The 16,997-nt window shown below is 47.6% G+C and carries 13 protein-coding genes; 8 read left to right on the top strand and 5 right to left on the bottom strand.

The features are described from left to right. Window positions 1-37: 37 nt before the first annotated feature. Window positions 38-1,216, top strand: coding sequence for an acetyl-CoA C-acyltransferase (locus ACYVGO_RS08665; protein ID WP_460968921.1), 1,179 nt, complete (start codon window positions 38-40; stop codon window positions 1,214-1,216). 71 nt (window positions 1,217-1,287) lie between these two features. On the opposite strand, the gene ACYVGO_RS08670 is transcribed toward ACYVGO_RS08665, so the two are convergent. The 4 genes from ACYVGO_RS08670 to ACYVGO_RS08685 form a co-directional block, all read right to left on the bottom strand. Continuing rightward, on the bottom strand, window positions 1,288-3,048 hold the full coding sequence (locus ACYVGO_RS08670; protein WP_460968922.1) for a LysM peptidoglycan-binding domain-containing protein: 1,761 nt from the start codon (window positions 3,046-3,048) through the stop codon (window positions 1,288-1,290). Window positions 3,049-3,479: 431 nt separating this feature from the next. Continuing rightward, window positions 3,480-4,244 carry an SDR family NAD(P)-dependent oxidoreductase gene (locus ACYVGO_RS08675; protein WP_460968923.1) on the bottom strand — a complete coding sequence of 255 codons (765 nt, stop codon included), beginning with the start codon at window positions 4,242-4,244 and terminating at the stop codon, window positions 3,480-3,482. 191 nt (window positions 4,245-4,435) lie between these two features. Next, entirely contained in the window at window positions 4,436-5,365 is a 930-nt protein-coding gene (locus tag ACYVGO_RS08680; RefSeq protein ID WP_460968924.1) for a helix-turn-helix domain-containing protein, read from the bottom strand. Window positions 5,366-5,398: 33 nt separating this feature from the next. After that, the gene (locus ACYVGO_RS08685; protein ID WP_460968925.1) at window positions 5,399-5,737 is read right to left on the bottom strand and encodes an ArsR/SmtB family transcription factor; all 339 of its coding nucleotides are present in this window, start codon (window positions 5,735-5,737) and stop codon (window positions 5,399-5,401) included. A gap of 201 nt (window positions 5,738-5,938) precedes the next feature. Between ACYVGO_RS08685 and ACYVGO_RS08690 the strand changes: the two genes are divergently transcribed. The 7 genes from ACYVGO_RS08690 to ACYVGO_RS08720 all read left to right on the top strand — a co-directional run bounded on the left by ACYVGO_RS08690 (window position 5,939) and on the right by ACYVGO_RS08720 (window position 15,978). Further along, window positions 5,939-7,024: an efflux RND transporter periplasmic adaptor subunit gene (locus ACYVGO_RS08690; protein ID WP_460968926.1), complete on the top strand. Its 1,086-nt coding sequence runs from the start codon at window positions 5,939-5,941 to the stop codon at window positions 7,022-7,024. 41 nt (window positions 7,025-7,065) lie between these two features. Then, entirely contained in the window at window positions 7,066-10,161 is a 3,096-nt protein-coding gene (locus tag ACYVGO_RS08695; protein WP_460968927.1) for an efflux RND transporter permease subunit, read from the top strand. 199 nt (window positions 10,162-10,360) lie between these two features. Further along, complete coding sequence (locus ACYVGO_RS08700) at window positions 10,361-11,707, top strand: TolC family protein (protein ID WP_460968928.1); 1,347 nt, start codon at window positions 10,361-10,363, stop codon at window positions 11,705-11,707. A 6-nt stretch (window positions 11,708-11,713) separates the two neighbouring features. Then, a complete protein-coding gene (locus ACYVGO_RS08705; RefSeq protein ID WP_460968929.1) occupies window positions 11,714-12,118 on the top strand; it encodes a VOC family protein in 405 nt (134 codons plus the stop codon). Window positions 12,119-12,228: 110 nt separating this feature from the next. Further along, window positions 12,229-14,040 carry an acyl-CoA dehydrogenase family protein gene (locus ACYVGO_RS08710; RefSeq protein WP_460968930.1) on the top strand — a complete coding sequence of 604 codons (1,812 nt, stop codon included), beginning with the start codon at window positions 12,229-12,231 and terminating at the stop codon, window positions 14,038-14,040. A gap of 145 nt (window positions 14,041-14,185) precedes the next feature. After that, window positions 14,186-14,671 (top strand): GyrI-like domain-containing protein, encoded by a 486-nt coding sequence (locus ACYVGO_RS08715; protein ID WP_460968931.1) that lies wholly within the window; start codon window positions 14,186-14,188, stop codon window positions 14,669-14,671. A gap of 128 nt (window positions 14,672-14,799) precedes the next feature. After that, window positions 14,800-15,978, top strand: a complete 1,179-nt coding sequence (locus tag ACYVGO_RS08720; protein ID WP_460968932.1) for a Gfo/Idh/MocA family protein — start codon at window positions 14,800-14,802, stop codon at window positions 15,976-15,978. Window positions 15,979-16,055: 77 nt separating this feature from the next. Here ACYVGO_RS08720 and ACYVGO_RS08725 read toward each other — a convergent pair whose 3' ends face one another. Continuing rightward, window positions 16,056-16,958 (bottom strand): DUF4249 domain-containing protein, encoded by a 903-nt coding sequence (locus ACYVGO_RS08725; RefSeq protein WP_460968933.1) that lies wholly within the window; start codon window positions 16,956-16,958, stop codon window positions 16,056-16,058. Between the last annotated feature and the right edge of the window lie 39 nt (window positions 16,959-16,997).

Consider the following 16,997-nt stretch of genomic DNA (forward strand, 5'->3'; position numbering starts at 1 on the left):
TTAATTTCCTGCTTAACCAGTAAATAACATTGCTTTTATGGACGCATACATTGTAGCCGGATACCGTACTGCAGTGGGAAAAGCCCCACGTGGAGGTCTCCGTTTCACCCGCCCCGACGATATGGCGGCTGAAGTAATCAAGCATTTATTAAGCCAGGTACCTAACCTCGATCCGGCTCGTGTTGAAGATCTAATTGTAGGGAATGCAGTTCCCGAAGCCGAACAAGGCATGCAGATTGCCCGGTATATTGCGTTGCTCTCCTTGCCAAATAGCGTACCGGGTATGACCATAAATCGGTATTGTGGTTCAGGGTTGGAAGCAATTGCGATTGCATCGGCCAAAATCCACGCTGGACTAGCCGACTGTATCATTGCCGGAGGCACCGAATCAATGTCGCTGGTACCCGTAATGGGCTGGAAAACGGCGCTGAATTACGAAATCGCCAAAACTCACCCAGACTATTATATCGGCATGGGTCTTACGGCTGAACAAGTTGCTCAACAGTTCAAAATCAGTCGTGATGCGCAGGACGAATTTGCCCTGGAATCACATCAGAAAGCATTAACCGCTCAGAAAGAAGGAAAGTTCACCGACGAAATCGTACCCATCAAGGTAAACGAAACTTACTTCGACGCAGAAAGTAACAAAAAGAAAACTCGTGAATGGACCGTCGCGCAAGATGAAGGCCCACGTAAAGATACCAGCGCCGAAGGTCTGGCTAAGCTAAAGCCTGTGTTTGCGGCTGGTGGCTCAGTAACTGCCGGTAATTCATCGCAAACATCAGACGGAGCCGCTTTTGTGGTTGTTATGTCGGAGCGGTTAGTCAATGAACTGAATTTGAAGCCCGTTGCTCGCATGGTTTCTTACGCTACAGCCGGTGTTGAACCTAAAATTATGGGAATTGGTCCTGTTGCCGCCATTCCTATTGCGCTCAAAAAATCGGGCTTAAAGCAAGATGATATTGATCTGATAGAATTGAATGAAGCCTTTGCCGCTCAGTCGCTGGCAGTTATCCAGGAATTAGGTCTCGACCGTAGCAAGATTAATCCGAATGGTGGAGCCATTGCCTTAGGCCACGCGCTCGGTTCAACGGGTGCCAGGTTATCAGTACAATTGTTAAACGAAATGCGTCGTCGCGACCAAAAATATGGAATGGTGTCTGCCTGTGTGGGCGGTGGCCAGGGCGTTGCCGGGATTTTTGAACGGCTTAATTAAGTAGGCAGACTGCTATAAGCCTTGCTGATTTGGAAATAAAAAAGCCGGTTGTATCCGTACAACCGGCTTTTTTATTTCCAAATCAGCAAGATCTGGCCAACTTCAATCACATAGCTTTTCAGATCATTCCAGCGTATCAAATCCTTAACCAGTACGTTGTTCTGGAGCGCAATCCGATAGAGTGTTTCTCCAGCACGAATTGTATAAAAAATCGCATTTCGTTTCGGTGGTGTAGGCTGAGTAACCTGAACTGTTTTTCGCTTATAAGTTGGCCTGCTAACAACTAGACGTTGTTTGTCGCTCATACCGACTATTAGCTTTTGGCCCACCCGAAGTGGAATACGTTCCGACAGTTTATTCCAGTTGTAGAGCTGGTTAACTGTAATCCCATATAAACGGGAAATCGCATAATACGTCTGACCAGGTACAACCGTATGCCATTTTATGGCTCGTGGAATGTCAACCGGCGCCGTATCGCGTAGGATAAGTGTATCATTCTCCACTACTGCTGAATGCAGGCTATCCCCTGCTAGTACCAAACTATCATTATCTATACCGGACTTTGGTAAACTAGTACTCTCATCAGGCTGATCCTGTAATGAATCCTGAACAGATAAAACGGGTTCGGTTCTGGCTACGGTAGGTTCCTCAGGAGCTAATTGGATGTACTCTACAGGCCGGTTGTCTGGACGTTTCGATTGCAACCACATAATTCGCCCCGGTTGTAGTCTCTGAATAGCTGTCATACGATTGTACTTCAGGATTGATTCTAACCGAACACCATATCTATTTGATATCTCTAATAAAGTCTGATTTCTCTGTACAACGTGAAACGGGATTTTAGCCCGCTTAGCTTTGGGTTGGAGATAATAAATTTCGCCAGGTCGGATAACGTCATGCTCCGCATTGAGGTCATTGAATTTAAGGAATTTATCAACCGAAATATCCCCGTAAAATGCCAACGTAATTGCATTATCACAATTCTGGGCCTGTACACCATGGCGGTCATTAATCTCGTAAAAAACGGCGGCCGACCGTAGCTTATCCAGTTTATCTGTTGATTTAACCAACACAGGAAAAGCGCTAGCTAGTGGATATAAGCCCTCATTTTTGGGCTCCGAGCTAGCCAATGTCTGTACATTCGAAAATTCGGTGGGTGTTACCTGAACAAGTACAGAGTACTCCTTATTGGTTGGAATATAAGCCGTTTTCAGCCACTTATTGAAAGGCCTTATCCGGTCGTCGGCGATTTGTAAACGCTGGGCAATTGTATGAAGCGTTTGGCCCTCACCATTGGGGTAGGTATAGAGGATATAGTTAACTCCTGGGCGATAGGTTAACGACTCCTGTTCAAAAACCAGCTTGCGGGCTAAAATCTTCCAGATTAGTGGTGGACTTTTGGGACCAAGCAAAACATACGCTGGATCAATTGATTGAGAAACGCGTAGATATGTATTCTCCTGAAGATAGTTTAGCAAGGTCAACACGTAATTTTTCTGTGTTTCCTGCAAGCGAGACAAATGATTGAGCACAGCTTCTGTACTTATCCCTACATGATATCGTTCATCAACATAACTATCTATACGAAGACGAAGATTTCGTCCCTGAGCCTGCGACAAACCCCAGAACCCAAGTGAATCTACATCGGCAAAAGGCAAGAGTACAAAGCGAAAATCATCGGGCAGATTGGCCTTGTTCAACAGTGGTTTCAGGATGGGAGTCAACTGCTGTAATGCACTAATATCGTTGTGAATATTAGTTGGGTACGCATACAAAAGTTGCATTTCCTGCTGAATCAGGGACTTACTCTGTTGGGTCAAATGAATGGGCACCCCCGCCAACTTAATATCAGAAGGAACGTCTGGTAGTGATTGCCCATGTAAGTAAGGGCTTGATAGGGTTAGACTAGTAACTAAATAAAGTATAGTGAAAACCCGGAATACTAAGTTTTCACACATGATCAGAAACGACAACAACACAAATCTTATTTTCCATCAAATATCTATATTATAAGTTACCAAAATAAGTTTATCATCTCATTGGTGTTAACTTATTTGTGACCTATTTACATAATATATCAACTTGAATTGGAGAAAAATTGTTAAAGAAATTGAGTAATTGGCCGGATAGTACACAGAAAAATCAAAGCCATCAATAGGGATTGGCTATTAATGGCTTTGATTTGTTACTGAAAGATGTGCTGTCTTGTTGGCTATAGTCCAATTGGGTCGAATAGATAGCCTGTTCACTTCTATTGATTGCGCTATAGGTTCATACCCCCAGATACTTCAATACGCTGGGCATTTATCCATTTAGCCTCGTCCGTACATAAGAAAGCTACAACCCCACCGATATCATCAGGACGGCCAACCCGACCTAAAGCCGTTATACTGGCAAGATGCTGATTTACGTGCGGATTATCTCGAACAACACCACCGCCAAAATCCGTTTCAATGGCACCCGGCGCTACGATATTAACTGCAATTCCGCGCGAACCAAGTTCATTGGCCATATACTTGGTCAAGGTTTCAATGCCGCCTTTCATAGATGCGTAGGCGGCATAGCCGGGTGATGTAAAACGGGCCAGGCCTGTAGACAGGTTGATAATTCGGCCACCATCATTAATAAGCGGCAGTGCTTTTTGAGTCAAAAAGAATACGCCTTTGAAATGGATGTTCATCAGCAAGTCAAACTGCTCTTCGGTTGTTTCGGCAAACGAAGCCCCAATTCCTATACCTGCGTTGTTGATTAAAAAATCAAAATGGTCGGTAGCAAACGTGTCTTTCAGAACGGCGGTGAGCTGACTGAAAAACGCATCAAAACTTTTTGTATCACCTGTATTAAGTTGTAACGCTGCCGCCTTCTGGCCTGTTTTTTCAATTTCAGCGACTACGGCCAGGGCTTCATCTTGTTGACTGTTATAGGTCAGAATTACGTCAATACCTTTTTGGGCAAGGCTAAGCGCCATATTTTTACCAAGGCCACGGCTTCCGCCAGTGACCAAGGCAATTTTACTATTGGTTGTCATATTCAATGTGTTAGTTAATAAACTGCGCTTGTTTTATCCACAGAGACGCCGAGAACACAAAGAATTGTTGAATTGTGTTGTTGCTCAGTTCCATCGTCTGTTGAAAATTTGATGGAACAAAGGTAGAGCCATTGCCAGAGCGGCCGTTTGCAAACATCAATCCAATAGTTGCAAAATTCAAATCAGGGCTTTTACGCGCGGAAGGCCAGAGGTGAAAGCGACGTCTGTTTACGGAAAAAATTGGAGAAATGGGCCACCTCTTCAAAGCCCAAGCTGTAAGCGATTTCAGAAATGTTCCAATTGGTTTGTTTCAAGAGGATTTTAGCCTCCTGCACAATCCGGCTGCTGATAATATCGGTAGTGGTTTTACCTGTATTTTCCTTTAAGACTTTATTGAGGTGATTAACGTGAATGGCCAACCGTTCTGCGTAGTCTTTGGCGGTACGCAAGCTGAGCTTTTGGTGGGGCGATTCAATCGGGAATTGCCGCTCTAGCAGTTCAATAAATAATGAGGAAACGCGGGCCGAAGCCGTATGGGTAGGATATAAGGATGTGGCAGGCTGTAACTTTTGTCCGTAGTGAATCAGTTCAAGCACATAATTACGGATTAGGTCATATTTATAGGCATAGTTCGATCCTAACTCCTTGTGTATCTTCTTAAAAATAAATTCGATCTCCTCCGTTTCGTCGTCAGAAAGCTGGAAGATTGGATAGCCGCCGGGCTGAAAAATAGGCAATTCATCGGTCACGACACCGCTTTTTGCCTGTACTAAAAATTCATCGGTAAACACACAGAAATATCCCGCCTGGTCCATATCCTGCGGCAAATAATGATAAGGCACTTTGGGTGTTGCGAACAGGAGCGCATTTTTCTCAATGTCGATCACCTTATCCGCATACTCAGCCCTGTTTCGTCCGCGAATCAAACTTATTTTATAGTAGGCTCTTCGGTTATAGGGCATGAACGGCTTGCCCTTGCTTCTGGCAGTCAGATCAGCTATACTAAATACATTGAAATGGCCGATCTCCTTGTTTATTCCCTCAGGTAACAGAGAACTCAAGCTGCCCTCTTCGGACGGAGTAATTTGTTTGTAGAACTCGTCGAGTGAAATAGTTTCCATTGCCTTATTTGTAAAATTCAACTATAGGCAATTTTAAGAATCCTGCGCTTCTTCTACAGAAGTCGTATTATTTGCCGCCTTCAGAACGGAGTCTAAAACGCCGGGAAATTTTTCTTCCAGATCGTGCAAACGTAGCGAAGTCATACTTTGGGTTCCTTCTGTTCGGATATGAATAATTCCAGCCTCGCGCAACACACGCAGATGATGTGACATAGTCGATTTGGCTACGGGTGTCGGGATGGCCCCACAGGGCTGCTCACTCGTAAGTTTAGCCAGACACTGTACATAATTTAACCGAACCGGATCACTCAACGCATGTAACACACAGGTTAAGCTAATCTGGTCAACGGTGGGGTGCTGGTACTGTTTCATAAGCCATTTTCTTCCAATTCTCTATAGACTGTAGAAAACAACGTAGCTACAGTAATTGCCAATACAACGATCAGGCAGCTCAAAAAAATTCACTGTTTTTTCAAACGAATGAAACCATCTAGCATACGACCTTGTTCGACATCCATAAAACAATAAAGTTCGATAGTTATAGAACATTAAAACAATACAACCTCGTTCATTATGAAAACGCTCAATAATCGAACAAAATCGCTCATCGCCGGTATCGTAGCCTTTACCGTCGCCCTTTTTTTCATCACACCAAAGCTGTTCTCTAATAAACCAGCGTCGTCTGCCAGCAAGTCCGCTGCTGCGCCACCTGCCGATACGAAAGTAGCTACCGATGTTTTTGTCGTAAAACGCGAAACGATTACCGACGAACTTCAGACCAACGGTACTATTGCAGCCAATCAGGAAGTCGATTTAGTCAGTGAAGTAGCGCGTAAACTGGTTCGGGCCTATGTCCGTGAAGGTAGCTACGTTGGACAGGGAACCCTGCTCTTCAAATTAGATGACGCTGACCTGCTGGCCAAAAAACAAAAGATAGCCCTTCAGGAAAAGCTGGCGAAGCTCGACGAAAAACGGTTCCGTGAACTGCTCGCCACCGAAGCCGTCAACCAACAGGAATACGACAAGATTTTAACCAACCTGAATGTACTACAGGCCGAATTAGCCATGGTCGACGTTGATCTGGCGAAAACCGAAATTCGGGCACCTTTCTCGGGTCGGCTGGGTTTGAAGCGCGTTGATGTGGGTGCTTACGTAACCCCTGCTACCGTACTGAGTTCGTTCGACGATTTGAGCCGGGTGGAAATCAACTTCACCATTCCCGAGAAATATGCGTCGGATGTTCGGGCGGGCCAGGCCATTCGCTTTACGACCGAAAATAGCAGCCAGCAATTTGTAGGCAACGTTACCGCGACCGAACCCAAGCTGGAGGCAAACACGCGGAGTTTGTTGGTAAAAGCCGTTAGTGACAACGCAACCGGCAAGCTCGTACCGGGTTCATCGGCTAAAATCGCCTTTGCATTACACGTAGCTCAGGACGGTATTTTGATTCCGACCGAAGCGCTTATTCCTACAGCCAAAGGCTATTCATTGTTCCGAATGAACCAGGGCAAAGCCGAACGCCGGGACGTAAAAACGGGAAGCCGGACCAAAGGCACCGTTCAAATTCTGGACGGCCTATCTATTGGTGATACTGTCCTGACCACCAACTTACTTCGGCTCGATACGGGCGTACCCGTCACCATTTCAACTGTCAATTAGGCATCTATTGCATTCATTATTGACTTAACATTTACCCAATTATGAGTTTGTCGGGAATTAGTATTCAACGGCCTGTGCTGGCCGGTGTACTCTCTGTATTGATTATACTTTTTGGTTTCGTTGGACTAACCTATCTGGGAATTCGGGAATATCCCGTCACAGATTCACCCATCGTTACCGTTACAACAACCTATCCGGGAGCCAGCCCGGACGTAATTGCCTATCAGATTACGAAGCCACTGGAAGAAGCAATTGGCGAGGCCAACGGCATTCGAACGATCTCATCGGTATCGCGTGAAGCCGCTAGTGTGGTCACGATTGAGTTTAACCTCGACGCCGATCTGGAAGCCGCAGCCAACGATGTGCGTGATAAAGTGACGAAAGCCCGACGCTTACTTCCCGGCGACGTTGATCCGCCCATTGTGGAGAAAGCCAACAGTGGCGACATCGTGATTTTCATGGCGGTGGAAAGCAAAACCCGCAGCATTCTGGAGGTCAGCAATATTGCCTCAACAGTTATTAAAGAGCGGATGCAGACTATTCCCGGCGTGAAGCGGGTGGGTATTGCGGGTGAGAAAAAGTACGCCATGCGGCTCCGAATCGACCCGGCAAAACTGGCGGCCTATCAATTAACGCCGTCAGATATTGAACAGGCCCTACGAAAAGAAAACGTGGATTTGCCGTCGGGTCGTATTGAAGGCGACCGAAACGAGTTGACCGTACGAACCCTGGGCCGACTCACGAAAGAGGACGATTTCAATAACATGATCGTCAAACAGGAAGGAAGCAGCATTATTCGTTTCAAGGACATTGGCTACGCCGAATTAGGTGCGGAGAACGAACGAACCGCCATTCTGAACAGTCTGAAAGGGAATTCGCCAACAATAGGCGTCTTTGTTGAACCCCAACGGGGAGCCAACGCCGTAGCCATTGCCGATGAATTTTACCGGCGGCTGAAAGAATTACGAAAGGAAATTCCGGCTGATTATCAACTTACAATTGGGAAAGACTTCACCGAACCAATTCGCGACTCGATCTCCGAAGTAGAAGAAACACTCTTCATTGCCTTTGGGCTGGTTATCCTGATTCTGTTCCTGTTCCTGCGCGACTGGCGTTCGACCATTATTCCGGTTGTGGCCATTCCGGTTTCTATCGTATCAGCCTTCTTCATTATGTATGTGGCGGGCTACTCTATCAACATTTTAACACTGTTAGCCTTAGTATTAGCAATTGGACTGGTGGTCGATGATGCCATTGTGGTGCTGGAAAACATCTATGCGAAAGTTGAAGAAGGCATGTCGCCTTTGCAGGCTGCGTTCAAAGGATCATCGGAAATCTATTTTGCCGTTATCTCAACAACCATTACACTGGCTGCCGTTTTCCTGCCGATTTTATTTCTGCCGGGGATTACCGGTAAGTTATTCCAGGAGTTTGCCGTGGTCGTAGCGGGTTCAGTAATCGTGTCGGCCTTTGTGGCGCTGACGCTTTCGCCCATGATGAGTGCGTATCTGCTCAAACGGCACACCAAACCGAACTGGCTCTATCGCACAACGGAACCGTACTTCGTGGCGTTGAACCGAGGGTACGAAAAATCGCTGGGCTGGTTCCTGCGCTACCGCTGGGTGGCCTTTCCTGCGCTGATTATTACGTTCGGTTTGATCTACTTCATTGGAAAGCAACTTCCTTCTGAACTGGCTCCCCTGGAAGATCGCGCTCAGATCAGTCTGGCCGTGATTGCGCCCGAAGGTTCGTCGTACGAGTACACCGAGAAGTACATGAACGAGATTGCCAAATTCTCGGTCGACTCGACGCAGGGTTTGTTTCAGACGTATTCTATTCTGGCACTCACCTTTGGGCCACCCGCTCCGGTCAACGTTGCCATCCAAAATACCTTCCTCAAAAAAGCCGATCAGCGGGCATCCACCCAGGCCGATGTCTTTGCAACCTATTCCCGAAATGCCCAGAATTTCAGAGGAGTTATGGTGTTCCCGGTTCAGCCGCCAACCATTGGCAGCCGGTTTGGTCAATCCCAGCCCGTCCAGTTTGTGTTGCAGGGTACGAATCTGGCTGCTATCACAGATGTATTACCGAAGTTTATGGATGAGGCCCGGAAAAGCCCGATCCTTCGTTTTGCCGACTCCGATCTAAAGGTCAATAAGCCTGAGTTGGTACTTCAAATTAATCGAGATAAAGCCGCCGAATTAGGCATATCCGTTGCCGAAATTGCCCGAGCTCTGCAATTAGCTTTGAGTGGACAACGCTACGGCTACTTCATTTTCAACGACCGCCAATACGAAGTTATCGGTCAGCTGCAACGCCAGGATCGCGATACGCCTTACGACCTCAAGTCCATGTACGTGCGCACCCGAACGGGCGATGTCGTTTCGCTCGACAACCTGGTTTCGTTCAAGGAAAGCATCAGTCCTGCCGCCATCTACCGCTACGATCAGGCGATTTCGGCAACCATTTCGGCGGGTCTGGTACCAGGCAAAACTATTGGTGACGGCGTTGCCGAAATGAACCGGATTGCCCAGAAAGTATTACCGCCAACAATCAAAACGTCGTTGGCAGGCGAATCCCGCGACTTTGCCGAAAGCTCATCGAGCCTGCTCTACGCATTTGTATTTGCGCTGATTCTGATCTATTTGATTCTGGCCGCTCAATTCGAAAGCCTGATCGATCCGTTTATTATCCTGCTCACCGTCCCAATGGCCATGACGGGCGCACTGCTCAGCCTATGGATTTTCGATCAGACGCTCAACATTTTCAGTCAGATCGGCATCATTACCCTAATCGGTCTGATTACCAAGAACGGTATTCTAATTGTCGAATTCGCCAACCAAAGCAAGGAAGCAGGCCTTAGCCCATTAGAAGCCGCCAAGGTAGCCGCAGCTTCCCGGTTCCGCCCCATTCTGATGACCAGTCTGGCGATGATTTTCGGAACTATCCCGATTGCCCTTACCGAAAACAGCCGCAATTCGCTGGGAACCGTGATCGTTGGCGGACTTCTGTTCGCGGGTTTGCTGACGCTCTACATCATTCCGGCGGTGTATTCTTATTTCTCTCGCGTACCGAAGCATAGGGAGGAAGAAGTGGGCGCATTAGAGCCAATAATTGATCACGCAGAAGCTCTTTAAACTCCCGTTCTCGCTTGGCTATCCGACCGGGCTGGAATTGGTACCTGATCACGCAGAATTGATCTAAGCGCGGGTGTGACCCCGATGGGGTCAGATGTTTATAGCACAAAGGGTCTCTCTATAAACATTTGACCCCATCGGGGTCACACGTAGCCTCGCTCAATACCCGGCCCAATCATTCTTTTTCATTAAAAATCTCATGAAACACATAAATTATATCGCCACGCTATCCCTAACAATAGCCCAACTAATCTTGAGCCAGATAGCCCAGGCTCAAGTTCGGCAATTGACAATGGACGATGCGGTCAGGCTGGCGCTTGATAAAAATCGGGACTTACAGGTAGCTACACTGGAAACCTCTAAGTCGTCTCAGAAAGTAGTGGAAGCGCGGGGTTACGCCTTGCCAACCGTGGCGGCTTCGGCACAGTATCTGTATTACTTCAACAAACAGGTGTCATTCCTACCCGGCAGTTTTGTAGGCCTCGGCGATGATCAATTGGCGACCTTTCGGGTAGGTGGGTCGAATGCACTGCTGGGTGGCATTGCAGTATCACATCCACTATTTCAGGCTAGTGTCCGATCGGGTATTCGAGCTGCGCAAATCGATGAATCAGCTACAGGCGAAGCATTGACGACTGTCCGGGCCAACGTCGTCACGGATGTAAAAAAGGCATATCTGGACGTACTCATTACGCAGGAGCAACTCCGACTGCAACAGCAAAGCATTGTCCGAAATGAGCAGGCGCTAAAAGATTCCAGGTCATTGTTAGCCCAGGGACGGGTGTCACGCGTCGATACGCTACGGGCCTTCGTTACTGTTGAAAACCTACGCCCAATGCTCATTCAACTGACAAATCGGATTGGCATCACCAAAACGATTTTAAAGCAAACGATGGGATTAGACGAGCAGGAGGTCATCGAACTTCAGGATTCTCTACGTTATAATGAAGCCCTATTCGCTTCGCCAGGAACAGACGTTTTTCTGGACGCCGTGCAGGCAAGACCCGAAGTTCGTCGGCTGGAGTTGCTGGAAAAACTTAACCAGGAACAAATCGTACAACAGATCGCTGAAAAGCAGCCGAAACTATCGGCCATTGGCCTGGCGCAAGCGCAGTCGCAGGCCAATAATTTCCAGGTGGGAGATTACAAATGGCCGGTTAGTTCCTATATAGGGCTACAGGTGAATGTCCCGATTTTTACGGGTTTCCGAACAAATTCTCGCATCCAGCAGACGCAGATTACCCGTCAGCAAAGCAACACGCAACTGGCTAATCTTAAAGAGATTGTACGAGCCCAGGTGAAAATTGGTTTAGCCAACGTAGAAGAAGCGCGGCTTCGGATTCAAACCCAGCAACAAACCATTTCGGTAGCGGAACTAGGTTATCGCATTACCCGCGATCGCTGGAAACAGGGCATTGCCTCCCGGTTAGATATGTCGGATGCTGAACTTTCTCTGACGCAAGCCAAATCGAATTACTTACAGGCCGTATACGATTACCTCACAGCCACAGTTAATCTGGACAAGGTATTGGGAAAGATCAAATAACACATCATGGAAAAAGCTATAAAAGAACTCAGACTTATACTCACCGTCGAAAATCTGGATGAATTGATCAGTTTCTATCGGGATACGGTTGGCCTGGAAACATCGAAAGAATGGCACGAGGACGCTGGTAACGGGATCATTCTGGATGCAGGCCGGGCATCCCTTGAATTAGTCGACGCCAAACATGCAGCCCGGATCGATCAGATTGAAGTAGGTAGCCGGGTTTCGGGGCCTGTTCGGCTGGCGTTGCGGGTTAGCGAGCCTGTTGCCACTGCAACCGAGAAATTAATTGACGGGGGAGCTACTTCAGTTGCCCCGCCCACAACTGCGCCCTGGAGTGAGGTCTCCCGAGTTAAGGCACCAGATGGTATGCAAATCACCTTATTCGCTACCTCTACACTTACCGATTAGTTTGCTTAAACAGCCGAAGGAAAAATATTATTAGTATGCTTGCATACTAATTTTGAAATGATTTTCTTTGTCGTATAATTAGTATGCAAGCATAATAAACTGACTGCAATATGATTGCGACAGAGCCTAAAGCCTCCATTAAGGGTGGCGAGTTCCTGATCAAAGAAACCGAAGCCGCCAAAGTCTTTATTCCTGAAGAATTTACTGAAGAGCAACTGATGATTGCGGCTACCTGCCGTGAGTTTCTGGAGCGGGAAATCTGGCCACGTCTGAATGAAATCGACAATGCCAAATCGCCAGAGTTGATTTCGTCTTTGATGGACAAAGCCGGTGAATTGGGCATTCTGGGCACATCGGTGCCTGAGCAGTACGGTGGTTTTGGTACCAATTTTAATACGTCGATGCTGGTTGCCGAAGTAACCGGCGCGGGTCACTCGTTCTCGGTGGCTCTGTCGGCGCATACGGGTATCGGCACGTTACCCATTGTCTATTACGGTAATGACGATCAGAAATCGAAATACCTACCTCAACTAGCCAGTGGCGAATGGAAAGCCGCTTACTGCCTAACCGAGCCCGATTCTGGCTCGGATGCGAACTCAGGCAAAACGAAAGCTGTCCTTTCCGAAGACGGTAAACACTATGTGCTGAATGGTCAGAAAATGTGGATTACCAATGGCGGATTTGCTGACGTATATATCGTGTTTGCGAAGATCGACGAGAACGGGCAAACAGATAAAAACCTGTCAGCCTTCATCGTTGAGCGTACGTACGAAGGCATCACAATGAACGAGCCGGAGCACAAGATGGGTATCAAAGGCTCCGACACGCGTCAGATTTTCTTCAACGATGTGAAAGTACCGGTTGAGAATTTATTGTCGGAACGTGGCAATGGCTTTAAAATCGCAGTCAATATTCTGAATATCGGTCGGATTAAGCTTGGTATTGCAGCCATTGGCGGTTCGAAAGAAGTGCTTAACAACGCAATCCGCTATTCAAACGAGCGCAAGCAATTTAAAACAGCTATCTCTCAGTTTGGTGCCATCAAGCATAAACTGGCCGAGATGGCGCTGAAAATATATGCATCAGAAACGGCTTCTTATCGGGCGGGTCAGAACATCGATGACCTGATCGAGGACTTTAAAGGGCAGGGTATGGAAGACGGACAGGCGAAATTGAAAGCGCTGGAGCAGTTTGCCATCGAATGCGCCATTATGAAAGTCCACGGATCGGAAGTACTGGATTATGTGGTTGATGAAGGCGTTCAGGTATACGGCGGCATGGGCTACTCAGCCGATGCACCCATGGATCGCTCCTATCGCGATGCCCGTATCAATCGCATTTTTGAAGGCACGAACGAAATCAACCGGATGCTCGTGGTGGACATGATGCTGAAACGGGCCATGAAAGGCGAACTCGACCTAATGGGCCCAGCCATGGCCGTTGCCAAAGAAATCATGTCGATTCCAGATTTCGGATCGGACGAGGAAGAAGGCTTGTTCATTGCGGAGAAAAAAGTCCTGAAGAATCTGAAAAAAGCAGCGCTGATGGTATCGGGGGCTGCGGTACAGAAATTCATGATGACGCTATCGAACGAGCAGGAAATCCTGATGAACGTGGCCGATATGGCAATTGAGGTGTACGTAGCCGAATCTGTCTTGTTGCGTGTTGAAAAACTAATTGGCATCAAAGGGGAAGAAGCGGTTGCACTACAAAAGCAAATGGCCTTAGTCTATTTGCACGAAGCGGTTGAGAAAGTCAACAATGCTGGCCGGGCCGCGATTACGTCCTTTGCCGAAGGCGACGAATTACGCGGTATGTTAATGGGTCTGAAACGGTTCACCAAAATTGAGCCGATGAACCTCAAAGACGCCCGCCGTCAGATTGCCGACGCCATGATTGCCGAGAACAAGTATATTTTTTAAGTATAATCGACAGCTAAATACCGCGAGCCAGCCCACAAGGTTGGCTCGTTTTTTTGTAAGGAAACCTAGTTCAACCCTACTGACATACCGCTGTCACTACCCCACCCGACCTTTGTTGCGGTCATTCACAAATTCCCAACAAATCATGACAACGCAACTGACAATTCCCGAAAACGCTTTATCTGAAAAAGAAACACAGCCATTCACCGCGCTCACATTTACGACTCGCACCACCTTACAGACGCTGTCGCAATATGCGCCCAGTGTTGCTATGGAACTCTATAAAGAAGCCAGTCGACTTAATCTGGACATCGCAGGCCCGATTCAATGGATTTATACGGATGCCACCGGCGACGTAACCAAAGAGTTTCAGTTAGAGATTGTCTTACCCATTCGCCAATCGGGCGAGCAATCGGCCGAATTTTCGTACCAGGAGTTTCCCGCATTTCGCTGTTTATCTTACACACACACAGGCCCCTGGAGTGAATTCGGCGAGTTATATGATGTCCTTTTTAGCCAGTTTCACCGGGATGGCAATCAGACAGATGGGCGCGTTCGTGAGGTGTACACTGTCGTTGATTTGGAGCATATGGAAAATTGCGTAACCGAGATCCAGATTGGGCTCCTGTAAACTCACTTTTTAAATAGTAAACGATCTGGTACCGAAGCTGGTAGAAAACCCGACTTCGGTACTTTTTTATGGACTCCAGCGCGTATCGTGTTTTACGCAGCTTAACCGAGTCTTAGAACGGCCTATTCATGAAAAATCAGCAATCCAATTCCCGGCGAACCTTCCTGCGTAATCTGGGCGCGAGTGCATCGGCTCTGTCGCTACCCATGCTCGGCTATGCCGATAATCAACTTGTTCAGAACGAATCCAGTGGTCTTTATTCATTCCTGACAAACCCTGATACCAAAGGCCTGGGGCAACCTGGCCGCAAGTTAGGCATTGCTCTGGTTGGCTTAGGCTACTACAGCACGAACCTACTGGCTCCGGCGCTGCAACAAACGCAAAACTGCCGTCTGGCGGGTATTGTAACGGGCACGCCGTCAAAAGCCGACGAATGGATGAAGAAGTACAACATCCCAAAGGAGAACGTCTACGACTACAAAACCTTCGATCGGATTGCAGATAACAAAGACATTGATGTAGTCTATGTCGTGCTTCCTAACTCGATGCACGAAGAATATGTTGTTCGGGCGGCTAAAGCAGGCAAGCACGTCATTTGCGAAAAACCCATGGCTATTACGCCGAAAGCCTGCCAGAATATGATCGATGCCTGCAAAAAGGCGAATAAGCAACTGGCCATTGGTTACCGACTTCACTACGAGCCATTCACCAAAGAGATCATGCGCTTAGGCCAGGAAAAAGTATTTGGAGCCGTCAAATTCGTGGAGAGCAGTGATGGCTTCCGCAGTGGCGATCCTAATCAGTGGCGTCTGAAGAAAAGTATGGCGGGTGGCGGCCCGCTCATGGATGTTGGCATCTACGCCATCCAGGGAGCCCGGTACGTAACGGGCGAAGAACCTATTTCGGTGACAGCCCAGTTTGCCCCGAAAACAGATCCTGTAAAATTCAAGGATGTCGAGGAGACGATGTTCTGGCAGTTTGAATTTCCGAGCGGTGCGGTTTCCAACTCAACGACTAGCTATGCGTCGGGTGTTGAACGGTTGTATGCTTCCTGCGAGAAGGGCTGGTTTGAATTATCGCCCGCTTTCGGCTATGGGCCGCTGAAAGGCCGCACCAGCAAAGGGCCAATCGAGATGCCGGTTGTGAACCACCAGGCCGCCCACATGGATGGTGTGTGTAAAGACCTCCTTGACGGCAAGCAACTACCCAGTCACGTTACCGGCGAAGAAGGCTTAAAGGATGTGACCTTGTTACAGGCCATTTATCAGGCCGCCGAAACAGGGAAGAAGCTTAAGTTGAAGGCGTAAGATGTGAATGGATAATGTAAAATGAATAATATCTAACGTGCTAATTATTCATTTTACATTATCCATTCACATAAAATCTAATCCTCTCGCACCCGAATGTTAGCCTGAACTACACTCGCCGTTCTGCTGCGAACGGCAGAGGTCATAAAAAAGCCCGTTGCTGTTCGTCCGGTAACATTCGTATTGATGATATTCGTCGGAACATTAGCTGGAGGTGTGGCAAACAGGCCGCCATTTGTAATCTGAGTTCGCAGTTGCTGCCAGAATGTAAATGCGTCCTGCGTTAACGAATGAACCTCTACCTTCACCACGTCATTCAGCGCATACAGGCTGTCGGGATTGACTGACCGACGGATGGGCACAATAAACGCCAGCCCATCGGCAACACTTGAGTTACTGCCAAACACCCCATCCTGTGAAGTAATAATATTTCTGGGTTTATTCTGCAACTCACCATTCTGGAAGAATCGAATCCGGTAATAGTCCACCCGATTAGGGAAGTCAGTAGCATAAAACTCAGCCCGGTAGCCTTCTGTTTTTGACAAAGGGTTGAGCTTCCGTTTCACAAAAATGATCGAGTCGATGGGAGGCACCGGGTTCATTTTCGAGCTAGCCTTGTACGTTTCGCCCTGATAGGTAATTGTTAGTTGGTAACTTCGTCCAATGTGGCCTAAGGTATCTTTCCCAGCTGGTTGCCAAACGTATTTACCCATATTTGTAGGATCTACAAACTGATAGGTTTTCCCGGCATCGTCAGAAACCGTAACTGTTGCGCTGGTTGCGGCTGGCGCGGTACTATTATCAAAATAGGGCGCTGTTGTTGTCAGCGTAATCGTTTGTGAGCCAGGCTGATCGGTTAGTATACCCTCTACCGAAAGCCGAATTGGTCCCGTATCGAGTTTCGCATCAATAACGGTGGTGCAGCCGTTCAGGCCTAGAACACCAATTAGTAAGGCTAAAAATATATAGTATCGTTGCATATGTAGTACCGACCCTCTGGGTCGGGTGTTTATCAATAT

This window comes from Spirosoma migulaei, from assembly GCF_054776855.1.

Coding starts and splice junctions, on each gene's coding strand:
- ACYVGO_RS08665 (WP_460968921.1), top strand. CDS start 38: ATGGACGCATACATTGTAGCCGGATACCGTACTGCAGTGGGAAAAGCC.
- ACYVGO_RS08695 (WP_460968927.1), top strand. CDS start 7,066: ATGAGTTTGTCGGGAATTAGTATTCAACGGCCTGTGCTGGCCGGTGTA.
- ACYVGO_RS08675 (WP_460968923.1), bottom strand. CDS start 4,244: ATGACAACCAATAGTAAAATTGCCTTGGTCACTGGCGGAAGCCGTGGC.
- ACYVGO_RS08690 (WP_460968926.1), top strand. CDS start 5,939: ATGAAAACGCTCAATAATCGAACAAAATCGCTCATCGCCGGTATCGTA.
- ACYVGO_RS08680 (WP_460968924.1), bottom strand. CDS start 5,365: ATGGAAACTATTTCACTCGACGAGTTCTACAAACAAATTACTCCGTCC.
- ACYVGO_RS08720 (WP_460968932.1), top strand. CDS start 14,800: ATGAAAAATCAGCAATCCAATTCCCGGCGAACCTTCCTGCGTAATCTG.
- ACYVGO_RS08705 (WP_460968929.1), top strand. CDS start 11,714: ATGGAAAAAGCTATAAAAGAACTCAGACTTATACTCACCGTCGAAAAT.
- ACYVGO_RS08685 (WP_460968925.1), bottom strand. CDS start 5,737: ATGAAACAGTACCAGCACCCCACCGTTGACCAGATTAGCTTAACCTGT.
- ACYVGO_RS08725 (WP_460968933.1), bottom strand. CDS start 16,958: ATGCAACGATACTATATATTTTTAGCCTTACTAATTGGTGTTCTAGGC.
- ACYVGO_RS08700 (WP_460968928.1), top strand. CDS start 10,361: ATGAAACACATAAATTATATCGCCACGCTATCCCTAACAATAGCCCAA.
- ACYVGO_RS08715 (WP_460968931.1), top strand. CDS start 14,186: ATGACAACGCAACTGACAATTCCCGAAAACGCTTTATCTGAAAAAGAA.
- ACYVGO_RS08710 (WP_460968930.1), top strand. CDS start 12,229: ATGATTGCGACAGAGCCTAAAGCCTCCATTAAGGGTGGCGAGTTCCTG.